The 16,678-nt window shown below is 73.7% G+C and carries 16 protein-coding genes; 13 read left to right on the forward strand and 3 right to left on the reverse strand.

The genetic code is table 11. The annotated features are described in order from the left end of the window. Positions 1–182 precede the first annotated feature (182 nt). The 9 genes from ACFOWE_RS12450 to cutA all read left to right on the forward strand — a co-directional run bounded on the left by ACFOWE_RS12450 (position 183) and on the right by cutA (position 8,660). Positions 183–1,082 carry an ROK family protein gene (locus ACFOWE_RS12450; protein ID WP_377287429.1) on the forward strand — a complete coding sequence of 300 codons (900 nt, stop codon included), beginning with the start codon at positions 183–185 and terminating at the stop codon, positions 1,080–1,082. A 206-nt stretch (positions 1,083–1,288) separates the two neighbouring features. Then, positions 1,289–1,816, forward strand: coding sequence for an NUDIX hydrolase family protein (locus ACFOWE_RS12455; RefSeq protein WP_377287430.1), 528 nt, complete (start codon positions 1,289–1,291; stop codon positions 1,814–1,816). A gap of 292 nt (positions 1,817–2,108) precedes the next feature. After that, positions 2,109–3,152, forward strand: coding sequence for an endo-1,4-beta-xylanase (locus ACFOWE_RS12460; RefSeq protein ID WP_377287431.1), 1,044 nt, complete (start codon positions 2,109–2,111; stop codon positions 3,150–3,152). 96 nt (positions 3,153–3,248) lie between these two features. Continuing rightward, a complete protein-coding gene (locus ACFOWE_RS12465; RefSeq protein WP_377287432.1) occupies positions 3,249–4,415 on the forward strand; it encodes a methyltransferase in 1,167 nt (388 codons plus the stop codon). Between the two features lie 47 nt (positions 4,416–4,462). Beyond that, on the forward strand, positions 4,463–4,870 hold the full coding sequence (locus ACFOWE_RS12470) for a YchJ family protein (protein ID WP_377287433.1): 408 nt from the start codon (positions 4,463–4,465) through the stop codon (positions 4,868–4,870). 154 nt (positions 4,871–5,024) lie between these two features. Next, positions 5,025–7,157: an SF1B family DNA helicase RecD2 gene (recD2, locus tag ACFOWE_RS12475; protein WP_377287434.1), complete on the forward strand. Its 2,133-nt coding sequence runs from the start codon at positions 5,025–5,027 to the stop codon at positions 7,155–7,157. A 192-nt stretch (positions 7,158–7,349) separates the two neighbouring features. Then, entirely contained in the window at positions 7,350–7,700 is a 351-nt protein-coding gene (locus tag ACFOWE_RS12480; RefSeq protein WP_377287435.1) for an ArsR/SmtB family transcription factor, read from the forward strand. Between the two features lie 24 nt (positions 7,701–7,724). Beyond that, on the forward strand, positions 7,725–8,204 hold the full coding sequence (locus ACFOWE_RS12485) for an SRPBCC family protein (protein WP_377287436.1): 480 nt from the start codon (positions 7,725–7,727) through the stop codon (positions 8,202–8,204). Between the two features lie 111 nt (positions 8,205–8,315). Continuing rightward, positions 8,316–8,660, forward strand: coding sequence for a divalent-cation tolerance protein CutA (cutA, locus tag ACFOWE_RS12490; RefSeq protein WP_377287437.1), 345 nt, complete (start codon positions 8,316–8,318; stop codon positions 8,658–8,660). A 6-nt stretch (positions 8,661–8,666) separates the two neighbouring features. Here cutA and ACFOWE_RS12495 read toward each other — a convergent pair whose 3' ends face one another. Both ACFOWE_RS12495 and ACFOWE_RS12500 read right to left on the reverse strand, forming a co-directional pair. Beyond that, positions 8,667–9,128: a VOC family protein gene (locus ACFOWE_RS12495; protein WP_377287438.1), complete on the reverse strand. Its 462-nt coding sequence runs from the start codon at positions 9,126–9,128 to the stop codon at positions 8,667–8,669. A 249-nt stretch (positions 9,129–9,377) separates the two neighbouring features. Further along, a complete protein-coding gene (locus tag ACFOWE_RS12500; RefSeq protein WP_377287439.1) occupies positions 9,378–9,872 on the reverse strand; it encodes a MarR family winged helix-turn-helix transcriptional regulator in 495 nt (164 codons plus the stop codon). A gap of 113 nt (positions 9,873–9,985) precedes the next feature. On the opposite strand from ACFOWE_RS12500, the gene ACFOWE_RS12505 reads away from it, so the two are divergent. The 4 genes from ACFOWE_RS12505 (at position 9,986) to ACFOWE_RS12520 (ending at position 16,107) form a co-directional block, all read left to right on the forward strand. Further along, on the forward strand, positions 9,986–10,864 hold the full coding sequence (locus ACFOWE_RS12505; protein WP_377287440.1) for an NAD-dependent epimerase/dehydratase family protein: 879 nt from the start codon (positions 9,986–9,988) through the stop codon (positions 10,862–10,864). Between the two features lie 283 nt (positions 10,865–11,147). Continuing rightward, entirely contained in the window at positions 11,148–13,811 is a 2,664-nt protein-coding gene (locus ACFOWE_RS12510) for a glycoside hydrolase family 3 N-terminal domain-containing protein (protein WP_377287441.1), read from the forward strand. 187 nt (positions 13,812–13,998) lie between these two features. Beyond that, positions 13,999–15,012, forward strand: a complete 1,014-nt coding sequence (locus tag ACFOWE_RS12515; protein ID WP_377287442.1) for a Ca2+-dependent phosphoinositide-specific phospholipase C — start codon at positions 13,999–14,001, stop codon at positions 15,010–15,012. 207 nt (positions 15,013–15,219) lie between these two features. Then, positions 15,220–16,107, forward strand: a complete 888-nt coding sequence (locus tag ACFOWE_RS12520) for an IclR family transcriptional regulator (RefSeq protein ID WP_377287443.1) — start codon at positions 15,220–15,222, stop codon at positions 16,105–16,107. 80 nt (positions 16,108–16,187) lie between these two features. Here ACFOWE_RS12520 and ACFOWE_RS12525 read toward each other — a convergent pair whose 3' ends face one another. Continuing rightward, entirely contained in the window at positions 16,188–16,652 is a 465-nt protein-coding gene (locus ACFOWE_RS12525; RefSeq protein ID WP_377287444.1) for a MarR family winged helix-turn-helix transcriptional regulator, read from the reverse strand. Positions 16,653–16,678: the final 26 nt, after the last annotated feature.

The raw sequence follows: 16,678 nt of genomic DNA on the forward strand, positions 1-16,678 counted from the left end.
GCCGCCGACGGCCGTTGACATCGTCACCGTGAGACCGTAGCGTCATTCCGCTTATACGGTTAAGCAAGATCTCGCCGATGTCAGGAGGACGCCGTGACCGGCTCCCGTACCGCCAGGGAGGGCGGCGTACGCGTCGTGCGGCCCGCCGCACCGGTCCCGCACCGCGCGGGGGAGGCGCGGCGGTGACCGTCCTGGCGGTGGACATCGGCGGCACCAAGTTCGCCGCCGCGGCGGTGGAGGACGACGGGACGATCATGGCGCGGGCCGAGGTCCCGCTGAAGGGCCGGACCCGCCCCGAGGAGGCGCTGCTGGAGGTCGTCGGCCGCGTCACCGGCGAGGTGCCCGCCGCCCGCCTGGAGGGGGCCGGCATCGGGTCGGCCGGCCCGCTCGACCCGGTCGCGGGCACGGTCAGCCCGGTCAACATCCCCGCCTGGCGGGACTTCCCGGTGGTGGAGGCGCTCGGCCGGCTGCTCCCCGGCCGGCCCGTACGGCTGGCGGGCGACGGGCAGTGCATGGCGCTCGGCGAGTGGTGGCGGGGACTGCCGGAGCGGGAGCCGTCCGGGGCCGTGCTCGGCATGGTCGTCTCCACCGGGGTCGGCGGCGGCCTCGTCCTCGCCGGCGAGCCGTACCTCGGCCCGACCGGCAACGCCGGGCACATCGGCCACATCACCGCGGACCCGGACGGCGAGCCGTGCCCGTGCGGGGCGGCGGGCTGCGTGGAGACCCTCGCCAGCGGGCCGAGCATGGTCCGCTGGGCCCGGGCGAACGGCTGGACCGGCGAGGACGCCCGGGCCCTCGCCCTGGACGCCGGGGCCGGGGTCGCCGTGGCCGGGCTCGCGTTCCGGCGCGCCGCCGACGCGCTGGCCACCGCGATCCTCACCGCCTCGGCCCTGCTCGACCTCGACCGCGTCGTGATCGGAGGAGGCGTCGCCGCCGCCGGGCCGGTCCTGATGGACCCCCTCCGGCAGGCGGTCGCCCGCAACGCCGGACTCGGCTTCCTGCGACGTCTGCGGGTGACCGCGACCGGCCTGGGCCGGGACGCCGGCCTGCTCGGCGCGGCGGCCCTGGTGCTGCCCCGGTAGCCGCCGGGCCCTGGTGTGTGCCGGTGGTCACCCGGCTCTGGTGTTGTGCCGGTGGTCGCCCGGCCGCCGCCGGGGGAGCGGGTCCGGCCGTACGGCGGGGCCGGGAGCGCATACCGGGTGTTCCCGGCATTCCCCTCTCGACCGGATCATCCGGATGCGGCCGCGTGCCGGGGGCGGCCACCCAGTAGGATCGACGAGTGGCCGAAATGACCGAAACCACGCCCGGCTGGCTCTCCCCCGAGGAGCTGGAGCTCACCCGCGCCCGCATGCCGATCCTCTACGTGGAGGCGGTGCCGGTGCGGGTGGACGACAGCGGGGCGGTCACCCATGTCGGCCTGCTCCTGCGCATCGGGGCGGACGGCACGGTCACCCGGGCGCTCGTCTCCGGGCGGGTGCTCCACCACGAGCGGGTCCGCGACGCGCTCCTGCGCCACCTGGAGAAGGACCTCGGCCCGGTGGCGCTGCCCCGCGTCCCCGCCTCGCCGCAGCCGTTCACCGTCGCGGAGTACTTCCCGACGAAGGGCGTGACGCCCTACCACGACCCCCGGCAGCACGCCGTCTCGCTGGCCTACGTCGTCCCGGTCGCGGGCGACTGCCGGCCCCGCCAGGACGCCCTCGACTTCGCCTGGTTCACCCCGCAGGAGGCCGCCTCGTCGTCGGTCCTCCAGGAGATGTCCGGTGGTCACGACGTGCTCCTGAAGCAGGCCCTCGCGCACGTCGGCTGCCTGATCTGACGCCTGGGCGGCGCCGCCGCCTCCTCGTTCCCTCTCCCCGGCGGGCCGCCGCGTTCTCCGGTGTGCGTGGTCGTCCGGCGTGGGCGGCCGTCCGGGGTGTCTTCGTGCTGGGAAGGCATCTCTGGTGGATGCCCGGCCCATCCGAAAATTTTCAGGGCGTTGACTCCGTGCCTTCGGTGCCTCTACGTTTCATGTCACGAAACATCTCGGTAATCTTCTGAAAGTTTCGGTCACGGTTCCGCCGTGACCTCGGGGGCGTGAAGGTTGCCGCCGACACCACGAGTGAGGCTCCATGAAACGTCTCCTGCTCGGGCTGGTGGCCGCCGCGCTGGCGCTGGCCGTACCCCTGCCGGCCCACGCCGACCGGACGCCGGACGACCTGCGCGAGCTGTCGCGCAGGCTCGGCGTGCACGTCGGCTCGGCCGTGGACGCCACCGCCCTCGCCGGCGAGGCCGACTACCGCACGGTGCTCAACCGCGAGTTCACCCACGTCACCGCCGAGAACGCGATGAAGTGGGAGTCGATCGAACCCCAGCGCGGCGTCTACGACTGGGAGGCCGCCGACGCGGTGGTCCGCAACGCGCTGCGCAACCGCCAGAAGATCCGCGGGCACACCCTCGTCTGGCACAACCAGCTCCCCGCCTGGCTCACCGAGGGCGCGAACGACGGCAGCATCGGCGCCGCGGAGCTCCGCTCCATCCTGCGCAAGCACATCATGACCGAGGTCGGCCGCTACCGCGGCAAGATCCGCGCCTGGGACGTGGTCAACGAGGTGGTCGACGACTCCGGCAACCTGCGCGAGAGCATCTGGCTCGCCCATCTCGGCCCGGGCTACATCGCCGACGCCTTCCGCTGGGCGCACCAGGCCGACCCCCGCGCCAAGCTGTACATCAACGACTACAACCTGGAGTGGGACACCAAGAAGATCGGCAAGACCCTGGAGATCGTCAAGGACCTGAAGGCCAAGCGGGTGCCGATCCACGGCATCGGCTTCCAGGGCCACCTCGGCATCCAGTACGACTACCCGGGCGACTTCGCGAACGTCATGCGGCAGTTCACCGACCTCGGCCTGGAGGCCGCGATCACCGAGGCAGACGTGCGCATGGTCATGCCCGCGACGCCGGAGAAGCTCGCCACCCAGGCCGACTACTACAAGCGCATGCTGACCACCTGCGTGGAGAACAGGCGCTGCGTCGAGTTCACCATCTGGAGTTTCACCGACCGGCACTCCTGGGTCCCCGACTGGTTCGAGGGGGAGGGCGCGGCCTGCGTCATGGACGAGAACCTGACCCCCAAGCCCGCCTACGAGGCCCTGCTGACCGTCCGCAGGCGGTGACCACCGCGGACGTGTCGTGAGACCCCCGGCCGGGCGCCGTCTTTCCCGCCCCTTGCGGCGCCCGGCCGGGCGCGGGCCTCGACTAGCCTGGGGCCGGTGAACCGCCTGACCGCACCACAGGGGGAGTACGGCCTCGCCCGCTTCCCCGCCGACCCCCGCGACCCGTTCCGCGCCTGGGACGCCGCCGACGAGTACCTCCTGCGGCACCTCGCCGGGATCGACGGCGAGCCCGCCGACCTGTCGGGCACCGTGGTCGTGTCGGGCGACCGGTGGGGCGCGCTGTCCACCGCGCTCGCCGGGCACAGCCCCGTGCAGATCACCGACTCCTTCCTCACTCAGGAGGCGACCCGGGCGAACCTCGCGCGCAACGGGATCGGCACGGACGCCGTGCGGCTGCTGTCGACCCGGGACACGCCGCCGGACCGGATCGACGTGCTGCTCGTCCGGGTGCCCAGGAGCCTCGGGCTCCTGGAGGACCAGCTGCACCGCCTGGCCCCCGCCGTGCACGCCGGCACCCTCGTCGTCGGCACGGGGATGGTCACCGAGATCCACACCTCGACGCTCCGGCTCTTCGAGCGTGTGCTCGGCCCGACGAGGACCTCCCTGGCGGCGAAGAAGGCCCGCCTCATCTTCTGCTCGCCCGACCCCGGGCTCGCCCGCACGCCCAGCCCCTGGCCGCGGCGCTACCCGCTGCCCGAGGACGCCGGCGCGCTCTCGGGCCGGACGGTCGTCAACCACGCGGGCGTCTTCTGCGCCGACCGCCTCGACATCGGCACCAGGTTCTTCCTGCGCCACCTGCCCGCCGTACGGGGGCCGGAGCGCGTGGTCGACCTGGGCTGCGGCAACGGGGTGGTCGGCACGGCGGTGGCGCTGGCCGACCCCGAGGCCGAGGTGCTGTTCGTCGACGAGTCCTACCAGGCGGTGGCCTCGGCAGAGGAGACCTTCCGCCGGAATGTCGAGCCGCCGGCGGCGGCGTCCGGCGCGGCGGAGTTCCGGGTCGGCGACGGCATGTCGGGCGTGCCGGCCGGCTCGGTGGACCTGGTGCTGAACAACCCGCCGTTCCACAGCCACCGGGGCACGACCGACGCGACGGCCTGGCGCATGTTCACCGGGTCGCGCGCCGCGCTCCGCCGCGGGGGCGAGCTGTGGGTCATCGGCAACCGGCACCTCGGATACCACGTGAAGCTCCGCCGGATCTTCGGCAACTGCGAGGTCGTCGCGAGCGACCCGAAGTTCGTCGTCCTGCGCGCCGTCAGGCGCTGAGGCGCCCCGGCCGCGGGCCCGCCCGCCGGGGCGGCACAATGAGGGGCATGTCCCGACGCGGCTCCCAGACCCGTTCCGGCCCTCCGGCCCCGTGCCCGTGCGGGCTGCCCGCGCCGTACCGGGACTGCTGCGGGCGCTTCCACCGGGGCGAGGCCGCCGCGACCACCGCCGAGCTGCTCATGCGCTCGCGCTTCAGCGCCTTCAGCGTCGGCGACGAGGCGTACCTCCTGCGCACCTGGCATCCGGCGACGCGCCCGCTCCGGGCGGGGGCCGACCGGAGCGTGCGCTGGGTCCGCCTCGAGGTCCTGGAGACCACCGGCGGCAGCGTCCTGCACACCGAGGGCACCGTCCGCTTCCGCGCCCACTACGTCGAGCGCGGGCGGGCGGGGGAGCTGGAGGAGAACAGCCGCTTCGTCCGGCACGACGGCGCCTGGGTGTACGTCGGAGCCCTCTGAGGGGGCCTCCCCGAAAAGGGGGCCTTTCAGGGGAGGCCCGGCGGGCCCCGGCCGACTCCCGCCCGGCCCCGGCCGGGTCCCGCCCGAGCCCCGGCGGGGCCCTTCCGCCCCGTCATCCCCGGCTTCTGTCGGTCCGATCAGGTTGGATCCCCGTGTGGACGTTTCCGTCGAACACCTGATGTACGTCCGGGAGGACGAGTACACGGTCGCGCGGGTGAGCGCCGAGGGCGTGCCGGACTTCGTCGCCTCCGGGCGGGCGCTGGCCGGCGTCCAGCCGGGGGAGGCGCTCCGGCTCACCGGCGACTGGAGCGAGCATCCGCGCCACGGCAGGCACTTCGCGGTCACCGCCTGCGAGCGGGTGGCCCCGGCCACGGTCCGGGCCATCCGGCTCTACCTCGGCTCGGGGCTGATCCGCGGCATCGGGCCACGTCTCGCTCACGCGATCGTCAGCCATTTCGGCGAGGCGACCCTGACGGTCGTCGACACCGAGCCGGAGCGGCTCACCGAGGTCGTCGGCATCGGCCCCACGCGGCAGGCGCAGATCGTCCAGGCGTGGGAGGAGCAGAAGGCGATCGCCGAGCTGATGGTGGTCCTCCAGGGCTACGGGGTCAGCCCCCTGCTCGCGACCAAGATCCACCAGGTGTTCGGCGACTCCGCGGGCGAGGTCCTCGCCTGTGACCCCTACCGGCTCATCGGCCGGGTCCGGGGCATCGCGTTCGGCATCGCCGACCGGATCGCGCTCCGCTCGGGGGTGCCGGAGGACAGCCCGGAGCGGATCAAGGCGGCGCTCCTGGACACGCTGGAGACGGCGGCCGGCCGCGACGGGCACTGCTACCTGCCGTCGGAGGTCCTGGTCGCGCGGGCCGCGGAGCTGGCGGGCCAGGACCGAGAGCCGGTCCGCCGCCAGGTCGACGCGCTGACGGCCGAGCGCCGCGTGGTCGTCGAGGCGTCCCCCGACGGGCAGGACCGGCCCGTGGTGTACGCCAAGTACGTCCACAGCCGCGAGCTCCGGCTGACGGCCCACCTGACCCGGCTCCGGAGGGCGGCCTCGGCGCTGCCCGCGCACCGCCCGCCGGACGACCCCGGTCTGCACGCCGAGCAGCGGGCGGCCGTGGCCATGGCGCTGGCCAACACCGTGTCGGTCCTCACCGGCGGGCCGGGCTGCGGCAAGAGCCACACCGTCAAGGCCGTCGCCGCGGCGGTGAAGCAGGCGGGCGGCACGGTGACCCTCACCGCTCCGACCGGCAAGGCGGCCCGGCGCCTGTCGGAGCTCACCGGCATGCCGGCCATGACCGTGCACCGCATGCTCGCGCACCGCCCCGACTCCGACTCCGGCGCCCTGTTCACCCGGACGCCCGCCCAGGCCGACCTGATCGTGGTCGACGAGGCGTCCATGCTGGACCTGCACCTGGCCACCCGGCTGACCGCCGCCGTCCCCGACGGCTGCCACCTGCTGCTCGTCGGCGACAGCGACCAGCTGCCGAGCGTCGCGCCCGGCAACGTCCTGGCCGACCTGCTCCGCGTCGAGACGATCCCGCGGACCCGCCTGACGCACGTCTTCCGCCAGGCCGCCGACAGCGGCATCATCCAGGCCGCGCACCGGATCAGGGCCGGGCGCATGCCGGTGACCCCCGGCCGGAGCGGATTCTGGTTCGAGGAGACCGACGACCCGAGCTCGGTGGCCGAGCGGGTGGTGCACCTGGCGACGGTGGCGATCCCCCGCAAACAGGGCGTGGACCCGGACCAGGTCCAGGTCCTGGCCCCGATGCGCAGGGGTGCGACCGGGACCGCCGAGCTCGGCCGCAGGCTCCAGGAGCGGCTCAACCCCGCCCGCGAGGGGGTGGCCGAGCACTGGTCGGGCGCGACCGTCTACCGGGTCGGCGACCGTGTCATGTCCATCCGGAACAACTACGACAAGGGCGTCTTCAACGGCACCACGGGAGTGGTCACCGAGATCGTCCAGCAGGACCGGATCGTGGAGGTCCGCACCGACGACGGGGAGAGCGTGCCGTACGGCTTCGGCGAGCTGGACGAGCTGACGCACGCCTACGCCATCAGCGTCCACCGGGCCCAGGGCAGCGAGTACCCCTTCGTGGTCGCGCCGATCGTCGCCGAGGCCGGCGGGGTCATGCTGTACCGCAGGCTGCTCTACACCCTGGTCACCCGGGCCCGGTCCTGGGTGGTCCTGGTGGGGCAGCGCGAGGCGCTGGAGACGGCGGTCCACCGGTTCGGCCACCCGCGCAACACCGGGCTCGCCCGCCGGCTCGCGCTGAGCCTGCGCGACTGACCCGCGCCCCGCCCGCGTCGGCCCGCGCCCCGCCCGCGTCGGCCCGCGCTGAACCCGCGCCACTGACCCGCGCCCCGCCCGCCGCCTCGCGCCGAGCCCGCGCGGCCGGCCCGCGCGCCGCCTCGGGGCCTTGACACCCTCCTCTTCCGAGGCCATTATTAACACATCAGTTATTTAACAAGGTGGTTATGAATGGCCGACGACCGGATCAGCCTCGTGTTCGCGGCGCTCGCCGACCCGACGCGGCGCGCGATCCTGACACGGTTGACCGAGGGTGACGCGACCGTCGCCGAGCTCGCCGAGCCGTTCGACATGTCCCAGCCGGCGATCTCCCGGCACCTCAAGGTGCTGGAGAGGGCGGGTCTGATCTCGCGCTCCCGGCGCGCGACGGCCCGGCTCAGTCACCTGGAGGCCGAGCCTCTGCGGGAGGTGATCACCTGGCTGGCCCGCTACCAGCGGTTCTGGGACGAGAGCCACGAGCGGCTCGACGAGCTGCTCGCGGCGCTGCAGGGCGACAGGAAGAACGGAACCGGCCGCGGTTGAGCGGTCTTGACGAAGGAGACGACGATGGCCAAGACGCAGATCACCGCGGAGCCCGGCACGCAGCGGGTCGTCATCGAGCGGGAGTTCGAGGCCCCGCGCGAGCTGGTCTTCCGCGCCTACACCGATCCCGAGCTGCTGGTGCGCTGGCTGGGGCCGCGCGAGCTGACCATGACCGTCGAGGAGTTCGACGTGCGCGACGGCGGCCGGTGGCGCTACGTCCACACCGACGCCGAGGGCAACACGTACGGCTTCCGCGGGGTCTTCCACGGCACCCCGTCGCCGGACCTCACCGTGCAGACCTTCGAGTTCGAGGGCATGCCGGGGCACGTCTGCCTGGAGAGCATGACCATGGAGGAGCGCGACGGCCGGACGCTGGTGCGCGCGCTCTCGGTCTTCCAGTCCGTCGAGGACCGCGACGGGATGGTGGCCTCCGGCATGGAGCAGGGCATCCAGGAGGGCGGCGAGAAGCTGGAGGCGCTCCTCGCCGAGCTGCAGGCCGGCTGAGAGCGGCCGTCGGCGGGCGCGGCCCGGGCGGCCCCACCGCCCTCTCCCGGTTCGGCTAGGGTCCGTCGTGGGACGCAGAGGTGAGACCGGACGTGGGATCGGATGGAGCGCATGCCGCAGAACGCCTCGGACTGCCTCGAGGTACGGGTGACCGCCGCGAGCCGCGGGGAGGCGGAGCGCATCGGCGCGACGGCGGTGGGGGAGCGCCTGGCCGTCGACGCGCAACTGGTCGCCCCGATCGAGTCGATGTACTGGTGGGCGGGGGAGGTGCAGCGCTCCGACGAGTGGCTGCTGCTGATGAAGACCACCACGGGGCGTTTCGAGGAGCTCGCCCGGCGGGTGCGCGAGCTGCACTCCTACGAGGTGCCGCAGATCGTCGCGGTCGCCCTGGCGGCGGGCACCGCCGACTACCTCGACTGGATCAGGCGGGAGACCTCCCCTCCCTCCGCCGGCTAGCCGTCGTCAGTCCAGGCAGAACTCGTTGCCCTCGGGGTCGGTCATCACGATGAACCCGGCGCTCGTCGGAGACTCGGGCTCGTGGCGGCGCACCCGCGTCGCCCCCAGCGTGACGAGCCGGTCGCACTCGGCCTCCAGCGCCGCCATCCGCTCCTCCCCCAGCAGTCCGGGAGCCGCGCGGACGTCGAGGTGGACGCGGTTCTTGACGACCTTGTCCTCCGGCACCCGCTGGAAGAACAGCCGAGGGCCGTGCCCGTCCGGGTCCTCGAGGGCCGAGGCCGTGTTGCGCCGCTCCTCCGGCACGCCGGCCCGGGCGAGGAAGTCGTCCCACGCGGCCAGCGGGTCGGCGCCGGCGGGCAGGTCGACCCCGGGCGGGCCGGGGTGGACGTAGCCCAGCACGTCGCGCCAGAAGCACGACAGCGCCCGCGGGTCGTGGGCGTCGAAGGTGACCTGGATGTGGCGGCTCATGGAGTCGCTCCGTTCGTAGCGGGTCCCGTGTGCGGACACAGGGCGCGCGGCGTCCGGTCCCGGCCGTCCACCCGCGTCCATGAGGCCACTCTGGCACCTATGGCGGACAGCATAGGTCCGCTATTCCCGGCGGGACGGTGGCGCGAGGCGGTGCCGGGCGGGCGGGGCGGGGGAACGCTCGCCTGAGCATGCGGTGCCGGGCGGGGCGGGGGAACGTCCGCCTGATTGCGCGGTGCCGGGCAGGGGTGGTCAGGAGGGGCCGGTGTCGCCCAGGGAGCACAGGAGCTTGCGCAGCAGGGCGGCGAACTCGGCCTGCTCGGCGGGGGCCAGCCCGTCGAGCAGGCGGCGCTCGTTGGCGACGTGGCCCTCGAGGAGGCCGCCGGCCAGTCGCCGGCCCGCCTCGGTGAGGGTGACGAGGACCAGGCGCCGGTTGTCCTCGGCGGCGGCGCGGGTGACCAGCCCCTTGGTGACGAGGCGGTCGATCCGGTTGGTCAGCGCCGCCGAGCTGACCATGGTGGCGGCGGCCAGGTCGCTCATGCACAGGGTCCGTTCGGCGCGCAGCAGCGCCGCCAGCACGTCGAACTCCCACGGCTCCACGCCGTGCTCGTCGAAGTAGGCCTTGACCCCGCGCTCCAGCAGGCGGGAGGCGCGGGAGATGCGGCCGACCACGCCCATGGCGGAGACGTCCAGGCCGGGCCGGACGGCCGACCACTGGTCGAGGATCTTGTCGACGGCGTCGTTCACGCGGCCATGCTACCCGAACGTTTCGACATCGAACTGTTTGACATCTTCCTGATCGTCGGCTTAACGTTTCACCGCCATAAGGTTCGACATCGAAATTTTCGAGGTGAAAAACGATGAAGGTTCTCGTACTGGGCGCCACCGGCTACATCGGCTCGGCGGTCGCCGGGAGGCTCGCGGAGCACGGCCACGAAGTGGTGGCGCTGGTCCGTCCGGCGGTGGCGGGGGAGGAACGCGTGGTGCCCGGGGCCTCGGCGGTCCGCTACGGCGACGCGACCGACCCGGCCGCCCTCCGGGCGGCGGCCGACGACGCGGACGTGGTCGTGCACGCCGCCGCCCCGGCAGGGGATGCCGGGACGGAACTGGCCGCGGTCGAGGCGCTGCTGGCCGGAGGGGCGCGGATCGTCTACACGAGCGGGATCTGGGTGCTGGGCCCGGGCGCCTCCGCCGAGGACGGCCCGCTCGCCCCCATCCCGCTCGTCGCCTTCCGGGCGGACGTGGAGCGGCGGGTGCGGGAGGCCGGGGGCGTCGTGATCAGGCCGGGCATCGTGTACGGCCGGGGCGGCGGCATCCCCGCCCTGCTGGTCGCCAAGGCGGCCGAGCACGGCCGGGGCCGGTACGTCTCCGCGGACGGCCAGGAGCCGACGTGGCCCACGGTCCACGTCGACGACCTCGCGGACCTGTTCGCCGTGGCGGTGGAGAAGGCCGAGGCCGGGGCGGTCCTGCACGGCGTGGCGGAGGAGGCGGTGCCGCTGCCCGCCATCGCGGAGGCGGCCGGCCGTGCCGCGGGCCTCGGTGGCGCCGGGGTGCGGGCCTGGCCGGTGGAGGAGGCGGCGGGCGACCTCGGCCCGGCCTTCGCCGGGGCGCTCGCCCTCGGCCAGAGCGTGAGCGCGCTCCGGACGCGCGAGGCGCTCGGCTGGAACCCGTACCGGCCGGGCATCGTGGCCGAGCTCGCCGACGGCTCCTATCGGAACGGCCGGGGCCCGGCCGCCTGACGGCGCTCCGGCCGCCGGGCGTGCGGGTCCTCGGGCGTCCGTTCTCCGCTGCGGATGGCGGTCGCCGGGCGCCGGAGCCCGGGGAACGTTCGGGGAGCGGTTCCCCGAATCCTGCCAGCAGAGCGTCAGAAGGTGCGTCTAGTTAAGAGAGCGCTCTCAGGAAACTATTGACGTGGCCGGGTTCACAGCGTCAGGATCTGCGCAGTGCGGATCACGGGGGACCGCCGTGCCATCTGTAAGCCCTTTCGCACGCCCCTTTGCGCGCCTCGAGAACGGACCCTCGATGACCAGATCCTTCGCCCGCCGGGGCGCCGGGAGGAGCAGGCTCGCCGTACTGGCGGGCCTGGCCCTCCTGGCCTCCGGGGTCGCCGGGACGCCGGGCGCCGCGGCTGAGACCGCGACCGCAGGCCGGCAGCCGGTGATCGGAAAGCCCTCCCTCGACCTCCGCGGCTGCGCCCGCATCGACAAGAAGCTCCCCACGCTCTCCGACTGGCCGAGGGTCGAGAGCCGGATCAAGCGGAACCCGGCCGACGAGCGGCGGATCGCGAAGATCGTCGCCGGGATGACGCTCGCCGAGAAGGTCGGCCAGATGACCCAGCCGGAGATCGCGGCCATCACCCCGGAGGAGGTCAAGCAGTACGGCATCGGCTCGGTGCTCAACGGCGGCGGCTCCTGGCCCGGCCGCGACAAGCACGCCTCGCCGAAGTCCTGGCTCGACCTGGCCGACGCCTACTGGGACGCCTCGGTCGCGACGAGGACGAAGATCCCCGTCATCTGGGGCACCGACGCCGTCCACGGCCACAACAACGTCCACGGCGCGACGATCTTCCCGCACAACATCGGCCTGGGCGCCGCCCAGGACCCGTGCCTGATCCGCGGGATCAGCGCGGCCACGGCCTTGCAGATCCGCGCCACCGGCCAGGACTGGGCCTTCGCCCCCACCCTCGCGGTCGTCCGCGACGACCGGTGGGGCCGCACCTACGAGGGTTACTCCGAGGACCCCCGGATCGTCCGCGCCTACGGCTACGAGGCGGTCAGGGGGCTGCAGAACGGCGCCTCACGCCGCATCGGCGCGGGCGGCGTCATCGCCACCGCCAAGCACTTCATCGGCGACGGCGGCACGCTCAAGGGCGTGGACCAGGGCGTCAACCCCTCCTCCGAGGCCGAGATGATCAACCTGCACGGCCAGGGCTACTACGGCGCGCTCGCGTCCGGCGCCCAGACCGTGATGGTCTCCTTCAACAGCTGGACGAACGAGGAGCTCGGCATCGCCGAGGGCAAGCTGCACGGCAGCAAGCGCGCCGTCACCGACATCCTCAAGCAGAAGATGGGCTTCGACGGCCTCGTCGTCTCCGACTGGAACGGCATCGGCCAGGTCCCCGGCTGCACCAACGCCAGCTGCCCGCAGGCGATCAACGCGGGCATCGACATCGTGATGGTCCCCAACGACTGGAAGGCGTTCATCACCAACACGATCGCCCAGGTCGAGAGCGGCGAGATCCCGATGGCCCGCATCGACGACGCGGTGACGCGCATCCTGCGCGTGAAGCTGCGCTCCGGCGTGCTCGACGACCGCAAGCCCTCCGAGCGGGTCCACGCCGGCTCCGAGCACGCGCTGGAGGCCAAGGCGCTCGCCCGCGAGGCCGTGCGCAGGTCGCAGGTCCTGCTCAAGAACAACGGCGGGGTGCTCCCGCTGGCCAGGAACTCCAAGGTCCTCGTGGTCGGCAAGAGCGCCGACAGCTTGCAGAACCAGACCGGCGGCTGGAGCCTCACCTGGCAGGGAACCGGCAACGTCAACGCCGACTTCCCGAACGGCACGACGATCCTCGGCGGGCTCCGCGAGGCGCTGGGCGAGGCCGACGTCACCTTCAGCGAGACCGCCGACGGCGTCGACCCCTCGGCCTACGACGCGGTCATCGCGGTGATCGGCGAGACGCCGTACGCCGAGGGCGTCGGCGACCTGTCGCGGCGCACGCTGGAGGCCGCCAAGCTCCACCCCGGCGACCTGGCCGTGCTCGACAAGGTCGCGGGCAAGGGCACGCCCGTGGTCACCGTCTACGTCACCGGCAGGCCGCTCCACGTCAACAAGGAGCTCAACCGCTCCGACGCGTTCGTCGTCGCCTGGCTGCCGGGCACCGAGGGCGGCGGCGTCGCCGACCTGCTCGTGAAGGGCGGCGACCGCTGGGGCTACACCGGCAAGCTGCCGTACTCGTGGCCGAAGAGCGCCTGCCAGACGCCGCTCAACGCGGGCGACGAGGGGTACGACCCGCTCTTCCCGCTCGGGTACGGCCTGCGCTCCGGCGAGCGGAGCTCCATCGGGACGCTCGACGAGACGGCGCCGGAGTTCCCCTGCGGCTCCACGGGCGGCGGCGGCGAGGCGAGCGAGGACCTGGAGATCTTCAACCGCACCGACATCGCCCCGTACAAGAGCTTCATCGGCTCGGCGGACAACTGGGGCGGCACCGAGATCGGGCCGGACGGGACGGAGGCGCACTCGGCGATCAGCGTCGTGCAGTCCGACGTCAACGTCCAGCAGGACGGTCTGAAGGCGACCTGGAACGGCACCGGGCCCGCCCAGTTCTACATGCAGAACCCGGCGGGCGGCACCGACCTGCGCGGCTACCTGAACTCCGGCGGCGCCCTGGTCTTCGACACGATCGTCCACCAGGCCCCGGCCGCCCGGACGGTCCTCAGCGCCCACTGCGTCTACCCCTGCCTCGGCGAGGTCGTGGCGACCTCCCTGTTCGCCGGGATCCCGGTGGGGACGAAGACGACCGTCAAGATCCCCGTCTCCTGCTTCGCGGCCGCCGGCCTCGACCTGGAGAACGTCAACACGCCCTTCCTCGTCTACACCGAGGGCGCCTTCTCGGCCTCCTTCGCCAACGTGCGCTGGGTCCCGAAGGCGGCCGCGGACCCGGACGCGAAGAAGTGCTCGGACCTGACCTGACGGCCTGAGCGACCGGCGGCCGGAACGCCGCCACCGCAGTGGAGGGGTCTCTCCGCCGATCCGGTGGAGGGACCCCTCCCCGTTCTCCGGAATCGGGCCTTGCCGGGCGGCCGGATCCCGGTCAAGGTCATCTTGACCCCTCCGGTGACGACCCCCCGCCACCGTCCCCCGCCCTCCGGAGGCATCCGTGCGCTCTCTCTCCCGTCTCGCCCTCACGGCCGCCCTGACCGCCTCGCTGCTCGCCGCGCCCGGCACCGGTCCCGCCCACGCGGCCGGTCCCGCCCACGCGGCCGGCCCCGCCCTGACCGGCCTCACCCTCGGCGGGGTCCACAACGCCTACGAGAAGGCGGCCTATCCCTACCTGGTCGACGCGCTCGACGCCGGGAACCGCATGATCGAGATCGACCTGTGGACCTTCTTCGGCCAGTGGACGGTCAGCCACTCCAACCCCTTCTGGAGCGACAACAACTGCGAGAGGGGCGCGAGCGCCGGGCAGCTGCGCGACTCGGCGCGCAACCAGCAGTTCCCGCACTGCCTGGACAACATCAGGGCCTGGCACGAGGCGAACCCCGGCCACGAGCCGCTGATCGTCAAGCTGGAGATGAAGGACGGCTTCCACGACAACCGCGGCCGGGGTCCCGACGAGCTCGACGCGGTCCTGCTGGAGCGGCTCGGCGGCGCGCTGATCACGCCGGCCGACCTGATGGGCGGCCACGCCACCCCGGACGAGGCGGCCCGGGCCGGCGCCTGGCCCACGGACCCGAAGGGCGGGATCCTGGTCTACGTCATCCGGGGCACCGCGGAGAACGACAGCCTGCCGACCGAGGTGGAGTACGCCCGCCACCTGCGCGACCACCCTGCCGACGCCCAGGTCTTCCCGGTTCCCAGGGGGAGTTACGGCGCCGCCGCCGACCCGCGCCAGGCCTACGAGGAGTCCCTGCGGCCCTGGTTCGTGGTCTTCGACGGGAGCGCGACCGGCTTCGCCGCGCTGCCGGCCGAGCGGCGGGCGTTCTACGCCCCCTACCTCACCGCCGTCACCGGCGCGCACGAGGTCGCGCCGGCGCTGCACGCGACCAGCCCGTCACCGGAGCAGGCCCTGGCCCGCACCCGGGAGCTGGGCTGCCTGGGCGCGACCGTCGTGTCCAGCGACTGGCGCGCCGTCCCCGGCTGGCAGGGACCGCACGACCGCACCGGCTGCTGACGCGGCGCGGCCGGTGCCCCGGGGCAGGCGGCCGGGCGGCCGGTCCGCGTCACGGCCCGCCGGCCGGGGGCCGCGCCGCGGCCCGCCGGCCGGCGGCGGGCACGGGTGACCGGTGTGATCCGAATCGCGCGGCCCCCTTCCCGGAGGGGTGTCCCGTTGTTACATTCCTGGCAAGAATTCATTTCAGTTTTCGGACCGGAGGGCTCGATGGCCGCTCTCAATCCCGCGCCGAAACAGGCGGTCTCCGCGCGGCGGGACCTGCCGCCGTCGATGGTCGAGCGGATGACCCTGATCATGGACGCCTTCACCGGCCGATCCACCCGGCTCACCCTCGAGGACGTGGCGCGCCGCACGCACCTGCCGCGCTCGACGGCGCACCGGATCCTCGACCAGCTGGTCCGGCTGCAGTGGGTCGAGCACACGTCCTTCGGCTACAGCCTGGGGCCGCGCGCCCTCGGCCTCGGCGGCCGGGACGGCGGCCACGGCGAGATCCGCGAGGCGGCCGCGCCGCTGCTGCACGACCTCCAGCTCAGGACCGGGCTGGTGGTCCACCTGGCGGTCCTCGACGGGGCGGAGGTCTACTACCTCGACAAGGTCGGCGGCCGGTTCGCCGCCTCGGTCCCCTCCCGGGTCGGCGGCCGGGCCCCGGCCCACTCGACCGCGCTGGGCAAGGCGATGCTGGCCTGGCTCCAGCCGGAGCAGGTCGAGGCCCGCATCGGCGGAGCCATCAGCCGGCTGACCAACCGCACCATCGGCGAGCTGGGCACCCTCCACCAGGAGCTGAACCGCATCCGGCGGCGCCGGGGACTGGCCTTCGAGCGGGGGGAGTGCTTCCCCGACATCGCCTGCGTGGCGGCGGCGATCCGCGGTCCCGAGGGGCCGGTGGCCGCCGTCTCCCTGGTGGGGGACGCGCGGACACCGCTGGAGAAGGTGGCCCCGCTCGTCGTCGACGCCGCGCGCCGCGCCTCACTGGCGCTCTTCCCGGACGCGGAGACCCCGAGGCGGACCCGCCTGATGCCGGTGCCTGACCAGACCTGGTCCCCGGAGACCATGAACCGCTTCCTCGCCGCCGGGCAGAACGGCGACTGGCTCTGAGCGTCCGGGCGCGCACGGGGCGCTGAGGCGGCTCGCGCGGGTGCCGGGCGGTGGCCGGTGCGGGGCCGCGCGGGCGCCTCCTACCGGTCGGCGGCGGCGTCGATGCGGACCAGGACCTGGGTGGCCAGGTGGTGCAGGGCGCCGACCTGATCGGGGCCGAGGGCGTCGATGAACAGCTCGCGGACGGCCTCGACATGGCCGGGAGCGGCGGTGGCGATCGCCTCGCGGCCGGTCTCGGTGAGCACGATGAAGGCGCCCCGGCCGTCGTCCGCGCATTCCCGGCGTTCGACCAGGCCGCGGCGCTGCATGCGGCTCAGGTGGTGCGACAGGCGGCTCTGCTCCCACTCCAGCGCGTGTTGCAGCTCGTACGGGCGAAGGCGTCCGTCGGGGGCGTCGGTGAGGTGGACCAGCACGTCGTAGTCGGCCAGCGAGAGGCCGGAGGACGTCTGGAGCCGCCGGTTGAGGGCGGCGCTCAGCCGCGCCTGCATGCGCAGGTAGGCGCGCCAGGCGCGCTGCTGGTCGTCGTCGAGCCAGGGGGCGTCCATGGGGCCACTGTACCCAATGTGGATGA

Origin of the sequence: Planomonospora corallina (genome assembly GCF_042650625.1) — a bacterium.
GTDB lineage: Bacteria > Actinomycetota > Actinomycetes > Streptosporangiales > Streptosporangiaceae > Planomonospora_B > Planomonospora_B corallina.

Coding starts and splice junctions, on each gene's coding strand:
- ACFOWE_RS12455 (WP_377287430.1), top strand. CDS start 1,289: ATGACCGAAACCACGCCCGGCTGGCTCTCCCCCGAGGAGCTGGAGCTC.
- cutA (WP_377287437.1), top strand. CDS start 8,316: ATGCCGCAGAACGCCTCGGACTGCCTCGAGGTACGGGTGACCGCCGCG.
- ACFOWE_RS12495 (WP_377287438.1), bottom strand. CDS start 9,128: ATGAGCCGCCACATCCAGGTCACCTTCGACGCCCACGACCCGCGGGCG.
- ACFOWE_RS12520 (WP_377287443.1), top strand. CDS start 15,220: ATGGCCGCTCTCAATCCCGCGCCGAAACAGGCGGTCTCCGCGCGGCGG.
- ACFOWE_RS12485 (WP_377287436.1), top strand. CDS start 7,725: ATGGCCAAGACGCAGATCACCGCGGAGCCCGGCACGCAGCGGGTCGTC.
- ACFOWE_RS12470 (WP_377287433.1), top strand. CDS start 4,463: ATGTCCCGACGCGGCTCCCAGACCCGTTCCGGCCCTCCGGCCCCGTGC.
- ACFOWE_RS12480 (WP_377287435.1), top strand. CDS start 7,350: ATGGCCGACGACCGGATCAGCCTCGTGTTCGCGGCGCTCGCCGACCCG.
- ACFOWE_RS12525 (WP_377287444.1), bottom strand. CDS start 16,652: ATGGACGCCCCCTGGCTCGACGACGACCAGCAGCGCGCCTGGCGCGCC.
- ACFOWE_RS12510 (WP_377287441.1), top strand. CDS start 11,148: ATGACCAGATCCTTCGCCCGCCGGGGCGCCGGGAGGAGCAGGCTCGCC.
- ACFOWE_RS12505 (WP_377287440.1), top strand. CDS start 9,986: ATGAAGGTTCTCGTACTGGGCGCCACCGGCTACATCGGCTCGGCGGTC.
- ACFOWE_RS12460 (WP_377287431.1), top strand. CDS start 2,109: ATGAAACGTCTCCTGCTCGGGCTGGTGGCCGCCGCGCTGGCGCTGGCC.